Annotated in this window: 17 protein-coding genes; all 17 read left to right on the top strand. The window is 34.9% G+C overall.

Annotated features, from left to right (window positions below; translation table 11 throughout):
* Position 1 precedes the first annotated feature (1 nt).
* Entirely contained in the window at positions 2–3,124 is a 3,123-nt protein-coding gene (locus K357_RS0101715; protein WP_028257175.1) for a MuF-C-terminal domain-containing protein, read from the top strand.
* Positions 3,125–3,321: 197 nt separating this feature from the next.
* On the top strand, positions 3,322–4,821 hold the full coding sequence (gene thrC, locus K357_RS0101710; protein WP_028257174.1) for a threonine synthase: 1,500 nt from the start codon (positions 3,322–3,324) through the stop codon (positions 4,819–4,821).
* Between the two features lie 141 nt (positions 4,822–4,962).
* Positions 4,963–5,874 carry a DMT family transporter gene (locus tag K357_RS0101705; RefSeq protein ID WP_028257173.1) on the top strand — a complete coding sequence of 304 codons (912 nt, stop codon included), beginning with the start codon at positions 4,963–4,965 and terminating at the stop codon, positions 5,872–5,874.
* A 73-nt stretch (positions 5,875–5,947) separates the two neighbouring features.
* Positions 5,948–6,406 (top strand): large conductance mechanosensitive channel protein MscL, encoded by a 459-nt coding sequence (mscL, locus tag K357_RS0101700; protein ID WP_028257172.1) that lies wholly within the window; start codon positions 5,948–5,950, stop codon positions 6,404–6,406.
* Between the two features lie 32 nt (positions 6,407–6,438).
* Positions 6,439–7,518 (top strand): hypothetical protein, encoded by a 1,080-nt coding sequence (locus K357_RS0101695; protein ID WP_156004861.1) that lies wholly within the window; start codon positions 6,439–6,441, stop codon positions 7,516–7,518.
* A 694-nt stretch (positions 7,519–8,212) separates the two neighbouring features.
* Positions 8,213–9,145 (top strand): NAD(P)-dependent oxidoreductase, encoded by a 933-nt coding sequence (locus tag K357_RS08525; protein ID WP_051211971.1) that lies wholly within the window; start codon positions 8,213–8,215, stop codon positions 9,143–9,145.
* Positions 9,146–9,483: 338 nt separating this feature from the next.
* Entirely contained in the window at positions 9,484–11,181 is a 1,698-nt protein-coding gene (locus K357_RS0101685) for a glutamine--tRNA ligase/YqeY domain fusion protein (protein ID WP_051211970.1), read from the top strand.
* Positions 11,182–11,190: 9 nt separating this feature from the next.
* Complete coding sequence (locus tag K357_RS0101680) at positions 11,191–11,808, top strand: hypothetical protein (protein WP_028257169.1); 618 nt, start codon at positions 11,191–11,193, stop codon at positions 11,806–11,808.
* Positions 11,809–12,180: 372 nt separating this feature from the next.
* The gene (locus tag K357_RS0101675) at positions 12,181–12,744 is read left to right on the top strand and encodes a DUF3793 family protein (protein ID WP_081658371.1); all 564 of its coding nucleotides are present in this window, start codon (positions 12,181–12,183) and stop codon (positions 12,742–12,744) included.
* A 10-nt stretch (positions 12,745–12,754) separates the two neighbouring features.
* Entirely contained in the window at positions 12,755–13,174 is a 420-nt protein-coding gene (locus K357_RS0101670) for a flavodoxin (protein WP_028257167.1), read from the top strand.
* Between the two features lie 544 nt (positions 13,175–13,718).
* Positions 13,719–14,855, top strand: a complete 1,137-nt coding sequence (locus K357_RS0101665; RefSeq protein WP_156004867.1) for a RuBisCO large subunit C-terminal-like domain-containing protein — start codon at positions 13,719–13,721, stop codon at positions 14,853–14,855.
* 12 nt (positions 14,856–14,867) lie between these two features.
* Complete coding sequence (larE, locus tag K357_RS0101660) at positions 14,868–15,686, top strand: ATP-dependent sacrificial sulfur transferase LarE (RefSeq protein ID WP_028257165.1); 819 nt, start codon at positions 14,868–14,870, stop codon at positions 15,684–15,686.
* A gap of 9 nt (positions 15,687–15,695) precedes the next feature.
* Positions 15,696–16,151 carry a hypothetical protein gene (locus tag K357_RS0101655; RefSeq protein WP_028257164.1) on the top strand — a complete coding sequence of 152 codons (456 nt, stop codon included), beginning with the start codon at positions 15,696–15,698 and terminating at the stop codon, positions 16,149–16,151.
* Positions 16,152–16,203: 52 nt separating this feature from the next.
* Positions 16,204–17,178 carry an MBL fold metallo-hydrolase gene (locus tag K357_RS08520; protein ID WP_071838023.1) on the top strand — a complete coding sequence of 325 codons (975 nt, stop codon included), beginning with the start codon at positions 16,204–16,206 and terminating at the stop codon, positions 17,176–17,178.
* Between the two features lie 260 nt (positions 17,179–17,438).
* Complete coding sequence (rlmH, locus tag K357_RS0101645) at positions 17,439–17,918, top strand: 23S rRNA (pseudouridine(1915)-N(3))-methyltransferase RlmH (protein WP_028257163.1); 480 nt, start codon at positions 17,439–17,441, stop codon at positions 17,916–17,918.
* 86 nt (positions 17,919–18,004) lie between these two features.
* Positions 18,005–18,460, top strand: a complete 456-nt coding sequence (locus K357_RS0101640) for a CBS domain-containing protein (RefSeq protein ID WP_028257162.1) — start codon at positions 18,005–18,007, stop codon at positions 18,458–18,460.
* Positions 18,461–18,657: 197 nt separating this feature from the next.
* Positions 18,658–18,847: IS200/IS605 family transposase (gene tnpA / locus K357_RS0101635; protein ID WP_028257161.1), on the top strand; the 190-nt coding region annotated here is incomplete at its 3' end.

Genomic DNA, 18,847 nt, shown 5'->3' with positions numbered 1-18,847 from the left:
TGTGGCACAGACGTATCATACGATTCTGTTAGAAGCACAAGCGGAGTTCCGTGAGAAATATAATAGACAGTATCAAAATGTTAAACAGGCCGAAAAAAATGGCGTTTCAATTCCTTATGTAAGCATGGACGGGGTTGATTCTAATGTAATTACACCTGAGGCAGAACGAATGCGTGTTATAGCGTACAATAGGCAGCTAGAAAAGGAAAGCGTACACAATGACCCTGAGGCTACCCTAATGATTGACCAAATCTATGACGAGATGGAGCTAGCATCGAAATCGATTCGTGATATCGAAGGACTAGAGGGTGCAGTAGACGAAATCGCTAAGGGCGACGTGGCCATGCGTATGAACTTTAGTAAAGATGGGTATCAAGTATTTCAAGATGTGTACAATACGTTGCGACAATCTCCGAATAGAGAAGTAGCCAAACAAGCTAAAGAAGGGGCCTTGTTATTTGCCTCACACGCAGATGTGATGGCCAACATTATGCAAAAAGCTGGGAAGTGGAATTTTACGGCCAAGGACTACATGGATAGGTACATATCTATTCAAATGGGTGATACAAAACAAATCAAGAACGGGTTTACGCAACCGCTAAATCCTGGCGTAGATCCAAAGACTGAAGTCGAAGTTGTTAGTATTACCCTCGATAGATATCATTCGATTCATAAAATGAAAAATTCTGAGCTGGCTAACTATTTAAGAGATAAGTTCAAAGGGATAGCTTTCTCGAAAGATAAGCTCGCTACTTTGGGCATTAAAGATTATAAGGGAGCACAACATATTGCATGGAATCTCACACATAAAAATAGGGCTATTCATAGAAGCTTGTTAGACAATTTAAAGTCTGTAGTTGAAAATGCTGTTCTTGTTGAAAGTGCAAAGAATAGAAAAAAAGACTTCACTGCTCCTGTTTCCAATGCTCAGAAACGAAAAAATGAAGTCGAATATTATCATAGATTTTATGTACCAGTATCGATTAACGGAAAGATATATGTTGTGAGAGTTGTTGGCGAAGAACGCCATGGCAACATCACTGTCAATCCAACAAGTTTAGATTTGTATAGTATTATCGTTGAAAATAAAAAATTGGAGCGGGGGCTACATTCACAGAGTGATAAAAGTGTAGCCGTCGCTCCTAATAAGATTACTATACAAGAAATGTTATCAGGTGTCAAGGATATGAATGGTAACTCTTATATAGATTCAAATGAAAATTCTGAATATTATCAGTCACACCCTTCAGGTGTTACAAAGCAACAAGTCGTAGAGGCTAAGGCAAAATTAAAAGCTGACACAGAAGCGTGGGGCACACTGATTGATGCGTTTAAAGCTAATAAGGTTACAGGAAATAGACATCGGGTTATGAGTATGCCATTGGTGTATCAAATGATTGGTATGTCAAATAAAGATATATATATTGAAAATAATATAATAAATAAGGTTATTAACAAAAAACATGCCAATAAGATTAAGTTAGAATTAGTGAAACAGTTTCCAGAGGCATTAGCTCATCCTATTGCTGTTTTTAAAAATTATGATCCTAAAAAAGATCAAGTAAAGAGTAATTCTTTTATTAGTATTATTGAGATAAAGTCAGAAGAAGGTAAGCTTACTAATATACCTATCGTGTTTGATAAAAATAAAAATGGGAACTTTATAATGTCTATTTTCCCTAGAGAACATGATACGTGGTATGAACAACAGTTAAAGCATGATCGATTGTTATATATTGATCGGACAAAAAAAGATAGCATCTCTGTGGGCGGGAAATCAAAACCCAGCCACACTGAAATGCTATCTATTGATGACAGTATACCAAATGAAGAAGATTTACGCAAGCTAAAAGAGGAAAATACTTCCTATTATCAATCACAACCCTCAGGTGTTACCAAGCAACAAGTCGTAGAGGCTAAGGCAAAACTAAAAGCTGATACAGCGAACTGGAGTAAGGTTATAGACAATTTGGATTCTTACGATGCAGGTATGCAAGTTAGAGTAATGACTACACCGCTTGCGTTACAATTGGCAGGGGCAAAACCATATGAAGTTGTTATGGGTGTCGGTAAAATTCGTAAAATCATGAAAGAACATCCTGAGATTACAAAGGCGGGGATTAAAAATCTAATTCAACAATTGTCTGATCCTATCGCCGTGTTTGAATCTAAAACACAAAAAGGTAGTATTATTGCCATGGTTCAATTAAAGTATCCAGTTAATAATGCTAATGTTATTATTCCGATTAAGCTAGATGCTGATAGTAGTCGCGGTACATATAAGGTTAATGTTATAACTAGTACATATGCCAGATATAATAAGAAAACTTTAGATCCTTCTATAAGTTGGTATAAAAATATACTGGAAGGGAAAGCCGAAAAAGCTTGTTACTTAAATACAAAAAAAATCACCGATTGGTATTCGGTCAACCGGCTACAATTGCCATCGACGGAATACCACATCAGTGATTTCTTTACGTACACTATACCAAATGAAGAAGATTTACGCAAGTTAAAAGAGGAAAATACTTCCTATTATCAATCCGTGCGGGGCGTAACATCTATGTACGATGATGGAAGAAAGTTAGTAGAACTCTTTGATAGTGCTAATTTCTCTACGTTTGTACATGAATCAGGCCATGTGTTTTTAGAAGATTTACGCATGTTGGCCAACATGGAAGGTGCACCTAGAGAGGTGGTAAGTGATTGGGAAGCCATCAAGACATGGACGGGGTACCAGGAAGGGGCGGATGCCGATACAAACCGTACCGCACATGAAAGATTTGCCCAAGGATTTGAAGCTTATGTCCGTGATGGTTCGGCACCGACGAAATCATTGCAACGAGCCTTTAGACAGTTTGCTAAATGGCTTACTAAATTGTATCAAAAGGTATCCATGCTAGGTGGTTTGCCACCGAAAGAAATTCGCGAAGTGATGGATCGTATGTTGGCCACGGAACAAGATATTGAATCGTGGGCGAACGAACGAGAGGTAGAGCGTTTAGAAACAAATGACCATATGCAGAACTTGTCGGAACAAGAGCAGGCACGCATTGAAAAGGGATTAGTTGAACGGCATCCAATCTACCGAGAGCGAGCTAGGTACGAAGCATTCGGCATTTAGCTCTTGATGAATGGAGTAAGAAAGAAAATTGCTACAAATAGTTGACTATTACAGACTCTGTAGTGCACTCCTTGTGCTTCATATATGGATAAAATTTAGAATATCATGTATAATAAGACAATATAAATAATTATAATATAAGATGATATGATTCTATACTATTTCTATAAATTGCGAGAGATAATGAGGTTTTTAAAATGAAATATACAAGTACACGTGGTGATGTGATGGTGGATGAAACCTATGCTTTGTTACATGGCTTAGCAGAAGATGGAGGACTGTATGTACCTAGTACATTCCCGAGCAACTCCTTGACCTATGAAATGATAGCAAATAAAAGTTATCAAGAAATTGCGGTAATTGTATTAGAAAAATTATTTACTTCCTTTTCTCAGAAAGCGTTGCGAGAAATGGTTCAATTGGCCTATAGCGAGATAAATTTCGACACCTCTGATATTGCACCACTACACTCCTTATCAGAACATGTATCAATTTTAGAATTATTTCATGGCCGTACACAAGCATTTAAGGATATGGCCTTGTCCTTATTTCCATACTTATTAGTAGCGGCTAAGAAAATAGAAAAAGAAAGTAAGAATATATTAATTTTAACAGCTACATCAGGGGATACGGGTAAGGCTGCATTAGAAGGATTTAAAGATGTTGAAGAGACGCATATTCAAATCTTTTATCCTACTGATGGCGTTAGTCCAATGCAAAAAGAACAAATGCAAAAGCAAGAAGGTAGTAATGTCAATGTGACAGCGATTAATGGTAATTTTGATGATGCACAACAATTTTTGAAGCGTCTTTTTGTCGATGAAACTATGGCAGATACAGTAGCCCAAAAAGATGTTATGTTCTCAAGTGCTAATTCTATTAATATTGGTCGTCTAGCGCCACAAATTATATACTATGTATTTACTTATGCAGAGTTAGTCTCAACTGGAGCAATTCATACTGATGAGACGTTCAATGTAGTAGTGCCTACGGGAAATTTTGGAAATATATTAGCTGCCTATTATGCTAAAAAAATGGGTATTCCTATTGGTAAATTAATTTGTGCCTCTAACCAAAATAATGTATTGACTGACTTTTTTAATACTGGCACCTACGATATGAATCGACCATTTTATACAACCATATCTCCATCAATGGATATTCTTGAAAGTTCCAATTTTGAACGCTTCTTATATTATATTAGTGGAGAAGATAGTGAACGTACTTCATTTTGGATGGAAACACTTAAAAAAACGGGATCCGTATCAGTTAATGAAGACGAGTTGAAACGGATTCAACATGATTTTTCAGGGGCCTATATCGATGATGAAGAAACAAAATCCATTATTGATGAGGTATATAATTCTTATGGCTATCTATTAGATCCACATACGGCAGTTGCGATGGGAGCCTATATGAAAGAATTACAGCTACATCCAGAGCTTGAACAGCAACATACGGTAATTGCTGCTACGGCACATCCATTTAAATTTCCAGCCCCTATTTGTGAGGCCTTACATATACAACAGGGGCATAATGCTTATGAAAGTTTAGAGGCTATTTCAGCAGTTACAGGTGTAGCTTTTCCTAAGCAATTATTGGAGTTGCGAAATAAAAAATTGCGATTTACTAAAACAATTGACAAAGAAGCTATGAAAGAGGAAATTTTGTTATTTGTTGACTCCTTTGTTAAATAAGATGACTATGATATCATAGCCGTTATCTAACTGTACTATCATAGATGTTGCAGTTATATAGTTGTCATCTTGATACACCATATAACCGCCTTTCATGATATGAAGGGCGGTTTCTTAGTAGTAGTAGGAGGAATTTATCCCATGAAAAAAGGTTTTTGTTTTGCTGTAGCATCAGCTTTTTTATTAAGTTTAATGAATCTTTTCGTTAAAGTATTAGGTAATTATCATATGGCACCACCCTTGCCATCTAGTGAAATTGCTTTTTTTAGAGGATTGATTGGCTCAATTGCCGTATTAGCCTATATGAGATGCAAAGGAATTCAGTTCTCAAAGCAAGATAGAGGACTTCTCGTGATGCGTGGCCTATATGGTGGCGTTGCCATGTTATTTAATTTTATAGCACTTATTTATATGAAAATGTCTGATGCTTCTATATTATTCCAATTGTCTGGTATATTTGTCTTTATTTTTAGTGCTTTATTTTTAAAAGAACGTATTCCAAAGGGGTCTGCTATATGGTTGATATTGATTTTTGTAGCAGTTATGGTCATGGTAAACCCATTTGGTTATTCTGCAGCTTTTGGTTGGCCTGCATTGATTGCTATATTAGGAGCTGCTCTTTCAGCGGCGGCCTATGCAACTATTCGTAGTATTAGTAAACATGGGCGTCATAGTTCTTTTGAAATTATGGCCTATTTTATGATTGCCGGTATGGTTGCAGGTATAGTAGGTATGTGCACGTTCCAAACTTTCATCATGCCCGATATGATACAATGGGGCTATATTATCGGTATTGGTGCCATTTCTATTGTAGCTCAATTTTTCCTAACCGGTGCATTCATTACTACCAACGCAGTGGTAGCACAATTTTTACAATATATAGGTGTATTTTTTAGCTCCTTCTTCGGATTTGTTGTCTTTGATGAAAGATTAGCTATTTCTACCGTGATAGCTGGTGTTGTTATGTTTATTGCTTCTGTTATGCTGGCTCGATTAAAAGAAGGGAGCAAGGTAGTGGAAGGAAAAGTTATTGAGGATAGAAAAGCAAAATAATAATCTATCGTATGTAGTGAGATGATACATAGGTAATGTTAGTATTCTATATGTGATATAAGTGAGGTACCTTATGAAAGCGTTATTAAAAGGATTTAAAAGATTTGCATTTAAAGGGAACATGATTGATCTTGCAGTAGGCATGATTATTGGGGCCGCTTTTACAGGATTGGTGAATTCAATTGTCAATAATTTGATTATGCCTATTATTAGTCTTCTTACTGCAGGTATTGATTTCAACAATATGTATTTGCCTTTAAATAGTGCGGCGCTAGTAGCACAAGAAAATGGAGCAGATCTTGTAACGGCTAAAAAAGCAGGTGCCGTATTTGCATATGGATCATTTATTACTGATTTAGTACAATTCATTATATTAGCTTTCGTTGTATTTATGTTAATTCGATTGGTAACAACAATTATGAGTCGAGATGAACAAGAAAAGAAGATAACGACTAAAACTTGTCCATTCTGTAAATCGGAAATTCCTTTGGAAGCAACAAAATGTGCTCATTGTACATCAGATATAGACTAATTTATAAATTACTACAAGACATAGTATGTAATGTGTTAGAAAGTAAAGATAAAAGTAAGCGTAACACATTAGATGGTTTATATCATACAGTTGTAACATTAGCAAAGGAGAGTGCGAATAATGGCGAATATCAAGGGCAGTACGGTGGACGATTTATCCCCAATGGAAACAGTAAGGGAAGTATTAAGCCTAACGAACCTAGCACAGGACTGGGGCGTACCAAGGGACAAAGTGTTGAAAGTAGTTCCAATTATGAGGAAATGCTTAGATATAATGGGAATACCAAAACGAGACCGCTTTATCGAAGTGCAACAAGAAACGGCTTTAATGATGGCAGTGGCAGAGTACACTCTAAACGAGCAGGGTTACAAAATGAAAGACTGGAACGCTACACTTTGGCACCAAGCCTACAACATGAGTTTGGGGGACAAGCCAGAGGAACGTTGGGCGGAAGAACAGGAAATGTGGACAGACGGATTACTTCCAATGCTACAGGAGAGTTTAGAAGATGGAGTAGTTCAGCCGATGTAATCGACACTCTTACAAAATCTGACTTCCAAATTCAAGAGGGACAAGAACATAGCAAGGCGTATAAAGCATTTAGAGAGGTAATAAAAAAAGCTCTCCGCAATGATAAAGTTACCATGTCAGAAAAGATGAACATTCTTGGCACTTGGTTTAATGCATTAGAGCAACTAGAGAAAAAATATAAACCAAATTCTCTTTCACGTGGAGAAAATGTATATCAATCATTAATGAGAGATAGCCGTATTTACCATGAAATGATTGCTTACGGGGTTCATACAGTATTACCAAATAACAAGGTGGCTAAGTTATTCACTATAGGTAGAACAGCCATGAAAGTTGCTCCACGCAAAGAAATGGCAACAAAAGAAACTAATAAAATGATTATTACTCACCACCTAGGTTCTGGTGGGATTAGACACTTTATTAATCAAATGGAACATGGAAAAGGTCTTGATAATCTTAGTACCGCTGTTACAACAGTTGATGACGCATTTTCACCAGCTCTTAATAAAGTGGTACGATCGATTGTATTTGATTTGTTCCATAGTGTTGAATTAAATATAGATGTAAAGGGATTGCAATAAAGATGTAAAATGTATATTTAGTTGCATTCCTTTTATTGTATATAAATGAGTAACTACGTAAAATGTATTGTACTGTTACAATTATGATGAAATAGTCTTATAATGCTATACAAAGTACTTTGAGAACCACTGGTTCCAGCAAACTATCAATTGTATAGTAGTAGAGAATAAGGAAAATAAACTTTGAAATATAGAAACAATAACTAGAAGATATGTTAATAGTATACATACAGGCTTAGAACTGTAGACATTGATTGGCTAGAAAATCATTAAACTATATAGTCTATGCTTTTACATAATACATACTCATATAGTAATCAAGTAGAAAATGATAGTATGTACTGTCTAATTTTGTAAATGATTATTTTTCTAGATGTACAAGTTGTTTATACACTAGTTATAAATCATATAAAAGTAGGTACATGCTGTTATATATGGGCGTATATATAAGTATTTTTTACTAGGGGATAGATTAAGTATAAAGGTAGTAGCATATATATTATTTTATCAGTTCTACAGTATATAATAGAAAATTAAAAAATACTTACTCTATAAGGGATCAAACCATTATGAAGATTCGTATAGAATTAGTTCTTAGATAGTATATATGGTATTACGTATATACTATGTAGTAAGTGAATATTGAATAGATACATAAGTCTATTACAGTATGTAAAATAGGAAAGGGTGCTTTATGAAATCAAAGATTGTAGTGAATGGATACATGAGTGATGAGGTGTTAGCTCCATTAAAAGAAGTGTTTGACGTTAAGCTTTGGACAGATGCAGAGAATATGCCAACTCATGTAGTAGAAGAGTGGTTCTATGAGGCAGTGGTATTATGTAATTTTAATCCATGGCTAACAATTACTAATGACCTACTTAAAAGGACACCAAATTTAAAGGTACTTATACAATCATTTCCTACTTACCATAATGTGAGGACTAGAGAATTGTCACCTTTACATATTCGTTTTGTACCTATGTCTACACCAGCAAGTAATGAAAGTATAGCAGAATTTATTACTATTTTAATGGGTATAGTAAGTCGCCGCATTATGGAGAATAGGATTGTTCAATTAACAGATACAAAAATTTCCTCTTTTACTATGAGTAAAGGAAAAGATTTAAGTCGCTCTACATTAGGTATTATAGGAATGGACGATATAGGTATTTCTATTTCGCGTAGAGCACGTGCTTTTGGAATGACAGTAGTTTATCATAATGAGTCACCAAGAAATGATGATAAATTATTCATGACCACGTATAGTGAATTGGACGACCTACTTGCTCATAGTGATGTGGTAATTGTTATAAATAGCGATAGAAACTCTAAAAACGTTATGTGTAATACGTCATTTTTTAATGCTATGAAAGACGATGCTATATTTATTTCTGCTACTACAACGGACCAAATTAATCTAGAGGCATTAAGAAAAGCTTTATATGAAGGAAAACTTAATTATGCAGCACTAGCTGTAGAAAATGGATTTGTTTCTAAGGAATTACTAGAAACGGATAAATGCTTATTAGTACCTATGTCAGCGGCTTTCACAGAGAGATGCATAAAAGAAATAGATAGTGTAACGGTTACGCGTATGATTAAGGAACTTCAGAATAGTTTGTAAGAGTATATAGTCGTCATATAGAATGTATGATATGAGAAAATTTGCTATAAATGATTCATTATAAGACGTATATTAGATTTTATATGTGAAGATGATAGTATACTAGTTAGATACATAGAATTTTTATATAGTATAAAAAGGATCACTTTAAGAACTGCCATGAATAGGTACTCATCATAGGGTGAGTGAGAAGAACATGGATATCATTGCATAAAACTATAAATATCCTTTAAGGCGTTATATACATTATTAAGTCTTATTAGTAAATATAGTAGGCGATTACCTGTTATATATGGTAAAATAATGAAATAGTATAGACTACATGGAGGTTGAGTTTATTGGAAACGAATAATAATGTAAATCATGCAGAAGCAGAAGTAGTAGAAACAGTTAATTTTATTGAAGCTGCTATTAATAAAGATAATGAAGAAGGAACCTATGGAAACCGTGTACATACTCGATTTCCACCAGAACCTAATGGCTATTTACATATTGGGCATGCCAAATCAATTTGCTTAAATTTTGGATTAGGACTTGCTTATGGTGGCCTTACTAATTTACGATTTGATGATACTAATCCGACGAAAGAAGATGTGGAGTATGTTAAATCCATCGAAGAAGATGTAAAATGGTTAGGGTTTTCATGGGGAGACCGTAAATTTTTTGCCTCTGACTATTTTGATACTATGTACGAGTACGCTAAAAAGTTAATTACTCTAGGTAAAGCGTATGTGGATGATCAAACAGCTGATGAAATTCATCGACATAGAGGAGATTTCTCTACACCAGGTGTAGATAGTCCGTATCGCAATCGCTCTGTAGAGGAAAATTTAGCATTATTTGCGGCTATGAAAGAAGGAAAGTTTGGGGATGGAGAAAAAGTACTTCGTGCAAAAATTAATATGGCCGATCCTAATATTGTGATGCGCGATCCAGTATTATATCGTATCGTTCACGCTGAACATCATCGGACAGGTACACAGTGGTGTATTTATCCAATGTATGATTTTGCACATCCTATTGAAGATGCGATTGAACGAATTACTCATTCTATATGCACATTGGAATTTGAAGTACATCGTCCTTTATATGATTGGATACTAGAAGACTGGGAAGATACAGAAAAACCACGACAAATAGAATTTGCACGTTTGAACATGACTAATACGGTTATGAGTAAACGTAAATTACGTGCTTTAGTTGAAAATGGATTAGTAAGTGGTTGGGACGATCCTCGTCTGCCTACTATTTCTGGATTGCGTCGTCGTGGGTATACACCTGAATCTATACGTGATTTTTGTCAACGAATTGGTGTAGCTAAGTCAGGTAGTATTGTTGACTCTACATTACTTGAGTTTTGTATTCGTGAAGATTTAAAATTGAAGGCACCAAGACCGATGGTTGTTATTGATCCTGTTAAAGTGATTATCGACAATTATCCAGTAGGTCAAAGTGAAGTGTTAACGCTAGAGAATAACCCTGAAAATGAAACAATGGGTACTAGAGAGGTAACATTTAGTCGTGAGTTATATATTGAAAGAAATGACTTTATGGAAGTACCTATAAAAAAATTCTTTCGATTGGCACCAGATAAAGAGGTTCGTTTAAAAGGGGCTTATATTATTAAATGTGAAAGCATTGTTAAAGATGAAGCGGGACATATTATTGAAATTCATTGCTCCTATGATCCAGAAAGTAAAAGCGGAACTGGCTGCACTAAAAAGGTGAAAGGAATTTTGCATTGGGTAGATGCAAACAATGCGGTAGACATAGAAGCACGTTTATATGAACATTTATTAAAAGAAGATGTTCAAGAAAATGTAGATTTCTTAAACCAAATTAATCAAGACTCATTAACAATTCATCAAGCGAAAGGAGAAGCATTCCTAGCATCTACAGTACCAGGTGATCATTATCAGTTTATGAGACAAGGGTACTATGTAACGGATATAGATAGTACATCCAATCATATTATCGTCAATCGTATTGTAGGATTACGTGATAGTTGGGCGAAAAAACAAAAAAATAATAAGTAGGAGCCATATATGAAATATAAAAATATTATAAGTCTTACATTGATGTGTATTATGCTTATGATCTGTATGAATGTTGGTGCTACTAGTTTAGGACAGATGACTTTGTCGCAAGCAAAATTGCCAACAGGGACTACTCTCTATAAAGGGAATCCTCGTGCATTATTAACACAAAATTTTAGCCAAACAGATGTAAAACAATGGTTATTGGATTTCGGTTTGTTACATGCTGATACATATATGTTGACATATCAAGAGGCGAATGCTATGAAGTATGGAATCGTAGCAGACGTTTTTTTGGGAACACGTGGATTAGTTAATCTAGGTCTTGTATCAAATGCAAGTGAATATGATAATATACAGGTCTTGGCAGAAGCTATTAATAATAATAGCTATAATCGAGTCGTACCATATATACTATTAGCGCCTATGGTAAAACAACATGGCGTCTATACAGGTACGCTTCAAATTACATCCTTTAGGGATAGTATTGCGTATCAAGAAATCATTCATGTTATATTATATGAAGATAAATATGCTGGATTAATAGCGCGATTCATTGTGTTTGATGCTACTAATGATAGCGAATTATGGCAGAAATTTGGGTCTATTTTCCGAATAGAAAAATAATTGAATAGTTATTCACTATGCGTCTTATTGTTGCTCGTATTGATAGTAGCAACTAATGAGGCGCATTTTTAATTATACTTATGTGAAGAATGATAGATGTAGAATACTTATCAATAAAGATGTATTGTTAATAAATTGAAAAATAATGGTATTAAAAAGGTAGTATATAGCTAAAAAAATTGTAATAGCGTTGAATAGAAAATATAAATTTGAAAGTAAATATCAATATTATTGACAATAGCTATCATTTGTTATATGATGGTCATATCAGATAAATAAGATCACATTATAGTATGATGTGGTTGAAATTGATAGTATGACAATAGAAAGTAAGTGCTTTCATCTCAGAATATAGTAAGGCAGGTAATGATAATGGATTCCATAGAGCAAATTATTGGATATCATTGTGCACCCACTATTCGTGGAATTAAAATTGCTAATCTTGTATCGATTCCACAAGAAATGTCAGCACAGTTATGTAAAATTATAAATGACTATAATTTTCAATTTAACGAAAAGGGACTATATTTTTTCCAGTTGTGTGCATGTAAAGAACGTCGATTATTATTGGTGTTTCGTAAAAAACAATTAGAGGAGTATGTGCGACAGCATCAACACATCGGATTTCTTAGTATGTATGGATACCAGGAAGATGACCCTTTGGAAGATTTGTTGCTTCATTTGCGTCATCGAATGGAAACAGAAATTAGTTTTCCTCATGAAATTGGACTATTTCTTGGATATCCTTTAAATGATGTCATTCATTTCATTGCGAGTAAAGGACAGAATTATCAGTTGTGTGGTGAATGGAAAGTATATCATCATGCTATATCGGCACAACATTCGTTTCACTGCTTTAAAATTTGTAGAGAATATTGTCATCAACAATTAGTTAATGGTAAAAGTTTTAGTTCTTTAGTAGCTAAAACAGCATAGGAGGTTTACAATGATTGGTGTAATTTATTGGTCTGGTACAGGTAATACAGCAGCTATGGCAGAAGCAGTAGCGGAAGGAATCAAGTCTGCTGGTCAGGAAGTGGAAGTAAAATCAGTATCCGAAATATCTGTTGATGAAGCAGCTGCCTATGATAAACTAGCATTAGGTTGTGCTGATATGGGCGCAGAACAATTAGAGGAAACCGAATTTGAACCTTTCTACACAGAACTAGAAGGTAAATTATCTGGTAAAAAAATTGTTATCTTTGGTTCTTATGGTTGGGGCGGTACCTGGCTAGAAGAATGGGGCAATCGCATTACTGAGGCTGGTGCCACATTGGTAGAACCTGGATATGCTGTATTAGGCGAACCAGATGATAGCGCAAAAGAAGAGTGCGCTAATTTAGGAAAAACATTAGCGAACGCATAATAATAAGATTGGAATAATAGCTACGCATTCATTAAACGGTGCGTAGCTATTATTTTTATGCCTTACATAGGCATAATTAACACTCGTGTAGCTGTGATTGTAAAAATTTTAAACTAAGAAAAATTCTGTACAGATATGTGAAGTTGTGGATAACGATAACATGTCATAGAGGTTAATGGCGTGAATAATATAAAACTTATCAAATAGTATGAGAAATATACTATCATATTGTTGGTATCTATAGAAAATAAATTATATAGGGGCAAACAGAAGCTGATGAAGCATAATTTTAAGATATATATAAGAAGAAAGGTGTAGATATATTGGCGTCAAAATATATTACACATCTTACTGATAGGCGGCATGCCTCTCATGAGTTAGATATATAGTTTACGGGATATTTTACAATTGAAAGTACTTATATGATAGTAGTTGCCCATTTGTTTCTAACAATGGTATGATTAATTATCGATAATATCTATTTTATATAACAGTAGATGTTATATCATGTGGTTATGTGTTATATATAAATTATAAAGAAGGTATTGTTATGGAACAGTTTATTGTGTCCTATCAGATAGAAGCAGATTCCTATGAAACAGCCAAAATGATTGCTTGGTCTGTGCAAGTGGAACAAACAATAGAATTTCCCTATGAATTAGTTACAGATCCAATATTACAAAATGAGGTAGTTGGACAACTCGTAGAATTAAGTCCTGTAGATAATGGGTTTTACTTGGCTAAAATTGCATATAATGTTGAATTGACGGCATTTGAGGTTACTCAATTTTTGAATGTGGTGTTTGGAAACTCCTCGCTACAACCACATATATGGGTAGTTGAATTATCATTACCTAAGAGTTTGTTGATGCACTTTGGAGGCCCACGATTTGGTTTATCTAGATTGCGTACGTTGTTACATGTGCCTAAACGACCTATGATACAAGCGGTTATAAAACCTTTAGGATCAAATACGAATACCTTGGCTAAAATGTGTCATTCTTATACGCTGGGCGGAGTTGACGTAATCAAAGATGATCATGGCATTACTAATCAATGTTTTAGCCGATTTGTAGAGCGTGTTAAGCGTTGTGCAGATAGCGTACACGAAGGTAATGAAAAAATAGGAGGACATACTTTGTATGCGGCTAATATATCTAGTGATGGAGGAGATGTATTAGAAAGAGCTTATAAAGCTAAAGAACTAGGTGCTACTGCCTTGATGATTACACCTGGCTTAGTGGGGTTTGGGTGGTTACAAGTGTTAGCTAAAGACGAATCGTTGGGCCTGCCAATTATTAGCCATCCGGCGATGCTAGGCGGATTTGCATTGCCTGGTACATCTGGCATTGCGGATTATTTGTGGTTAGGTTTATTGCCGCGTTTATTCGGTGCAGATATGCCAGTCTTTGTATCGTATGGTGGTCGATTTACATTTACTGCAGAACAATGTAAAAAAATTCATCACTACAGCATAAAAGATAATGAAATTATTCGTTCTGCCTGTCCTTCACCTGGTGGTGGTGTTACCGATGCAAGATTGGATGAATTACTAGATTTATATGGTCCAGATACTATGTTTTTGATTGGTGGAGATATGTTCAGGTATAGTGATGATTTACAAGCTAATATGGAACATTTTATCGATCGTATGAACGCATATACAGAAGGAGGTAACTAGTAAAACGTATTTATGTATGACACATTAGAAGAAAAATTATGTAACTTACGCACATACATACAAGGGTTAGAATCTGTCGTAGTAGCTTTTTCTGGCGGTGTAGACAGTACGTTACTTGCTGCAATAGCTTATCATGTACTGGGAAAGAATGCGATTGCGTTTACTATAGTATCACCGACATCGTCAGAAGATGAATTCGCTGAGGCAATCCAGTTAGCAAAAGAAATCGGTATATCTCATCGTCATATCTATATTGATGAGTTAGCTGTTAGAGAGTTTATATCTAATACAATTGATCGTTGCTATGTTTGTAAATATAATCGATATTCTTTTTTATGCAAATGGGCTAAAGAAAATCATATAAAATGGGTATTAGATGGAACTAATGCAGATGATAGTAAAGACTATAGACCAGGTATGAAGGCCTTAGAACAATTAGATATGGTGAGTAGTCCACTTTTAAAAATAGGCCTTACAAAAGCAGAGATTAGAAATGCGGCTCATTTGTTAGGACTTTCTGTTTGGAATAAACCGAGTTCACCATGTTTGGTTACACGTGTTCCTTATGAATATGAAATTACACGAGATATAGTAGATAAAATCAAAAAAGGAGAAAAATTTTTAAAGCCTTTCCTTGACGGAGCGTACCGAGTAAGATACCATGAAACTATAGTACGTATTGAAGTAGAAGAACGTGAATTTGATAAATTTATGGATTTACCATTTCGAAATAAAGTAAGAAGGTATTTTGAGTCCCTTGGATTTCTATATGTTAGTATAGATTTAAAAGCATTTTCTAGTGGTAATCTCAATCGTACAATCACAGAATAGGAGGCTATTATGACTTGGCATAAAATTACTTCACAAGAAGATATTGATGAACTAATGGATGTGTTTCATTCTTTCACAGGTAGCGTGTTGACTGAAATGTCATATACAAGTGGGGCATTTGTTATGCCATCATTATTAATGTATCCAGTTAATGCAAAGCGCCGTGTTCGCATGATTTTTCAACGGCAAGATAAAGATGTACCCGCGATTGAAATTGTGTTTGATGAAATGAATCGATTTAATCTTAGCCCAGCTAGTACTAATAGTACTGCAGTTATGGATGATGTATATTTTAAAAAGCATGATGATTTAATTTATTGGGCAAATACAGGGGCGTTTTACATTGACAGAATTGATGTATTTGAAACATCTACTCATGTGACTTGGTTGAGAGCAAAAAAAGCCCAGTGGCGTATTATTAAAGACCATTGGGGCGATAATCAGATTTATGCAGCTATTAAATAAATATAACAGGTGGTGATGTGTCACATTGCCACCTATTTTTAGGAGTTAGTCAGTGAAAGATGATTTGAAAGATACACATTTACGCATTCATGTTTTGGCGAGTGGTAGTAAAGGGAATTGTACGGTTGTTGAATACGGGAAGAGTATTTTATTGCATGATGTGGGTATTAGTGCTAGACGAATTACACAAGGACTAAAAAACTTGGGGCTGGATATACAGAATTTAGAAGGGATTTTTATTAGTCATGAGCATGCAGACCATGTGGTAGGCTTACGTCAAATGTTGAAACAATATGATGTACCTGTATACACAAAGGAAGGAACTTGGCGAGAGATCTTACGAAAACAAGATGTACCGAGTCATCGCATTCATCGGATTACTAGATCATCCTTTGCAGTAGGTAAACTTACCATTGAACCATTTTCTGTATCTCATGATGCAGCGGATCCGCTAGGTGCATCGTATATTTCCGGTGATGAAAAAGCAACCATAGTAACTGATACAGGAATAGTGACAGATACTATATTATATCATTTAGATGACAGTCAGAAATTAGTCTTGGAAGCTAATTATGATCCGTATTTATTAAAGGTAGGACCATATCCTTTTTATCTGAAAGAACGTGTCGCTGGTGAAGAAGGACATCTGAGTAATGAACATGCGGCACAGGCACTATTGATGATGAAACGTCCTAAATTTATGGAAGTTGTTCTTGCACATAGGTCAGAAAACAATAATACATCAATTCGCGTTACACAAACTGTGGGAAATATGCTGGTTAAGGGTGGTATACGTATTGGTAAAGAAATGAGATTGCAACATGGACAACCTAATACATGTATATCGATGATAACACCAAGCAATGCACATTACAAAGAAGAAAAAATGATACATGTAAAAACTAATGAAATGAGTATTAAAAAATATCGCTCTATGGCTGAAACAGTAGCCAATCAATTGAGTAGTACGAGTGTAGAAACATTGGCAAAAGAACTGGCAATGGTGCGAAGCAAACATAAACGCTAATGAGTAGGTAGCTTTTAGACTGTAGGGAGCATGTAATAAAAACATGGGCAATTTTTGCTATTAAGATTTTACGATGATTATCATGTAATGAACTAGTTACTAGATTGTTTGAAAAAAGGGTATTGCTATTATCGATTAAAAATATTTTTAATTGATTCGGACATGATAATCTAAGTTGTATGAATTATAAGTTTTTTTTAGTTGACTTCTTCTAGTAGTGATAGCATGTAATTTTGAATAGTGATAGAGAGGCTCGATATATGCATTTTACTATTGTGTGCATAGGAAAATTAAAAGAAAAGTATTTACGTGACGGTGTAGAAGAATTTGTAAAACGCATGCGTGTATATGGCGGAATCACGATTGTGGAATTAAATGAAAGTAAAATGGGCGATAAAGCAGGCAATACAGAGCGTCAACAAGCGGTGATTGATGAAGGAAAACGTTTATTAAAGCGCATACCGTCACAGGCGTACATTGTTTTGCTTGATGTATATGGCAAAACAATGCCCTCCGAGATGTTAGCTAGCCATATAAGTGGTCTTGAAGTATCTGGAATTAGTGAGATGGTGTTTGTTATCGGTGGCCCTTTTGGTGTTAGTGAAGAACTCAGGAAAACGGCGAACCTTAAATTGTCGTTAAGTCCAATGACATTTACGCATCAGATGGTTCGCTTGTTAGTGGTTGAACAAATTTATAGAACTTGTAAGATCAATCGTGGGGAACCATATCATTGGTGAGATGATAAATTTTTATGACTCTATAACAGGAATTTTATATAACGCGTCGAATAGTAATAATATAGAAGGAAATAGGAGGCGTTTTTATGAAAGTATCTGACATTATGAATAAATATCCTGTAGCCGTTGAAAAAACTACACGTATAGAGGATGTAGCTCATTTATTAGTTAAGCATAATTTAACAGCCATACCAGTTGTCACTAAAGATAATATCGTAATAGGTATTATTTCAGAAGGTGATTTATTGTATAAGAAGATTAAACCACATGCGCCACATTATGTTAATATTTTAGGAGCAAGTATTTATTATAATGGTATCGGTGAATACAATGAGCAATTTAAAAAGTTGTTAGCTACAGAAGTAGTTGATTTAATGAATCAGGATGTAATTACTACAAAGCCTGATACAGATGTAGAAGAAATTGTAGCAGTTATGGTAGAACAACATTTAAAAAATCTTCCCGTTGTGAATAGAGATGGAAAATTGGTAGGTATGCTATCACGCCATGATATTATGAAATTGATCGCAACGGAAGGTTAAATATAGAAGGATAAAGCAAGGGATTGTACGGGAATCCCTTGCTTTATTTGTTGTATTGTACTCCGAATAGGCATGATTAAACCCCCAGTTAAACTGGGGGTCAGTAAAATTTCTTAGAGAAAAGGAAAGAACCTCCTAGTGATAAAATGAAGTTGGTCTGGCAACCACAACATTTCAACATAGGAGGTTCAATGTCAATGAATGACGTAAAAAGCTTATCACATAGTAAATGGAGATGTAAATATCATATTGTTTTTGCTCCAAAGTATAGAAGGCAAATAATTTATGGTCGGATAAAAGTTGATGTAGGTAAAATTCTAAGAGATTTAAGTAAGAGAAAAAATGTAGAAATTATCGAGGCGGAATGCTGTCCGGATCATATACATA

The sequence above is a fragment of the Veillonella montpellierensis DSM 17217 genome (assembly GCF_000426745.1).
Classification (GTDB): domain Bacteria; phylum Bacillota; class Negativicutes; order Veillonellales; family Veillonellaceae; genus Veillonella; species Veillonella montpellierensis.
This window is presented reverse-complemented; position numbering and strand designations above follow the sequence as displayed.

Bases quoted from the DNA above. Each gene is read 5' to 3' on its own strand.
- thrC (WP_028257174.1), top strand. From the start codon at position 3,322: ATGAAATATACAAGTACACGTGGTGATGTGATGGTGGATGAAACCTAT.
- K357_RS0101705 (WP_028257173.1), top strand. From the start codon at position 4,963: ATGAAAAAAGGTTTTTGTTTTGCTGTAGCATCAGCTTTTTTATTAAGT.
- mscL (WP_028257172.1), top strand. From the start codon at position 5,948: ATGAAAGCGTTATTAAAAGGATTTAAAAGATTTGCATTTAAAGGGAAC.
- K357_RS08525 (WP_051211971.1), top strand. From the start codon at position 8,213: ATGAAATCAAAGATTGTAGTGAATGGATACATGAGTGATGAGGTGTTA.
- K357_RS0101680 (WP_028257169.1), top strand. From the start codon at position 11,191: ATGAAATATAAAAATATTATAAGTCTTACATTGATGTGTATTATGCTT.
- K357_RS0101675 (WP_081658371.1), top strand. From the start codon at position 12,181: ATGGATTCCATAGAGCAAATTATTGGATATCATTGTGCACCCACTATT.
- K357_RS0101670 (WP_028257167.1), top strand. From the start codon at position 12,755: ATGATTGGTGTAATTTATTGGTCTGGTACAGGTAATACAGCAGCTATG.
- larE (WP_028257165.1), top strand. From the start codon at position 14,868: ATGTATGACACATTAGAAGAAAAATTATGTAACTTACGCACATACATA.
- K357_RS0101655 (WP_028257164.1), top strand. From the start codon at position 15,696: ATGACTTGGCATAAAATTACTTCACAAGAAGATATTGATGAACTAATG.
- rlmH (WP_028257163.1), top strand. From the start codon at position 17,439: ATGCATTTTACTATTGTGTGCATAGGAAAATTAAAAGAAAAGTATTTA.
- K357_RS0101640 (WP_028257162.1), top strand. From the start codon at position 18,005: ATGAAAGTATCTGACATTATGAATAAATATCCTGTAGCCGTTGAAAAA.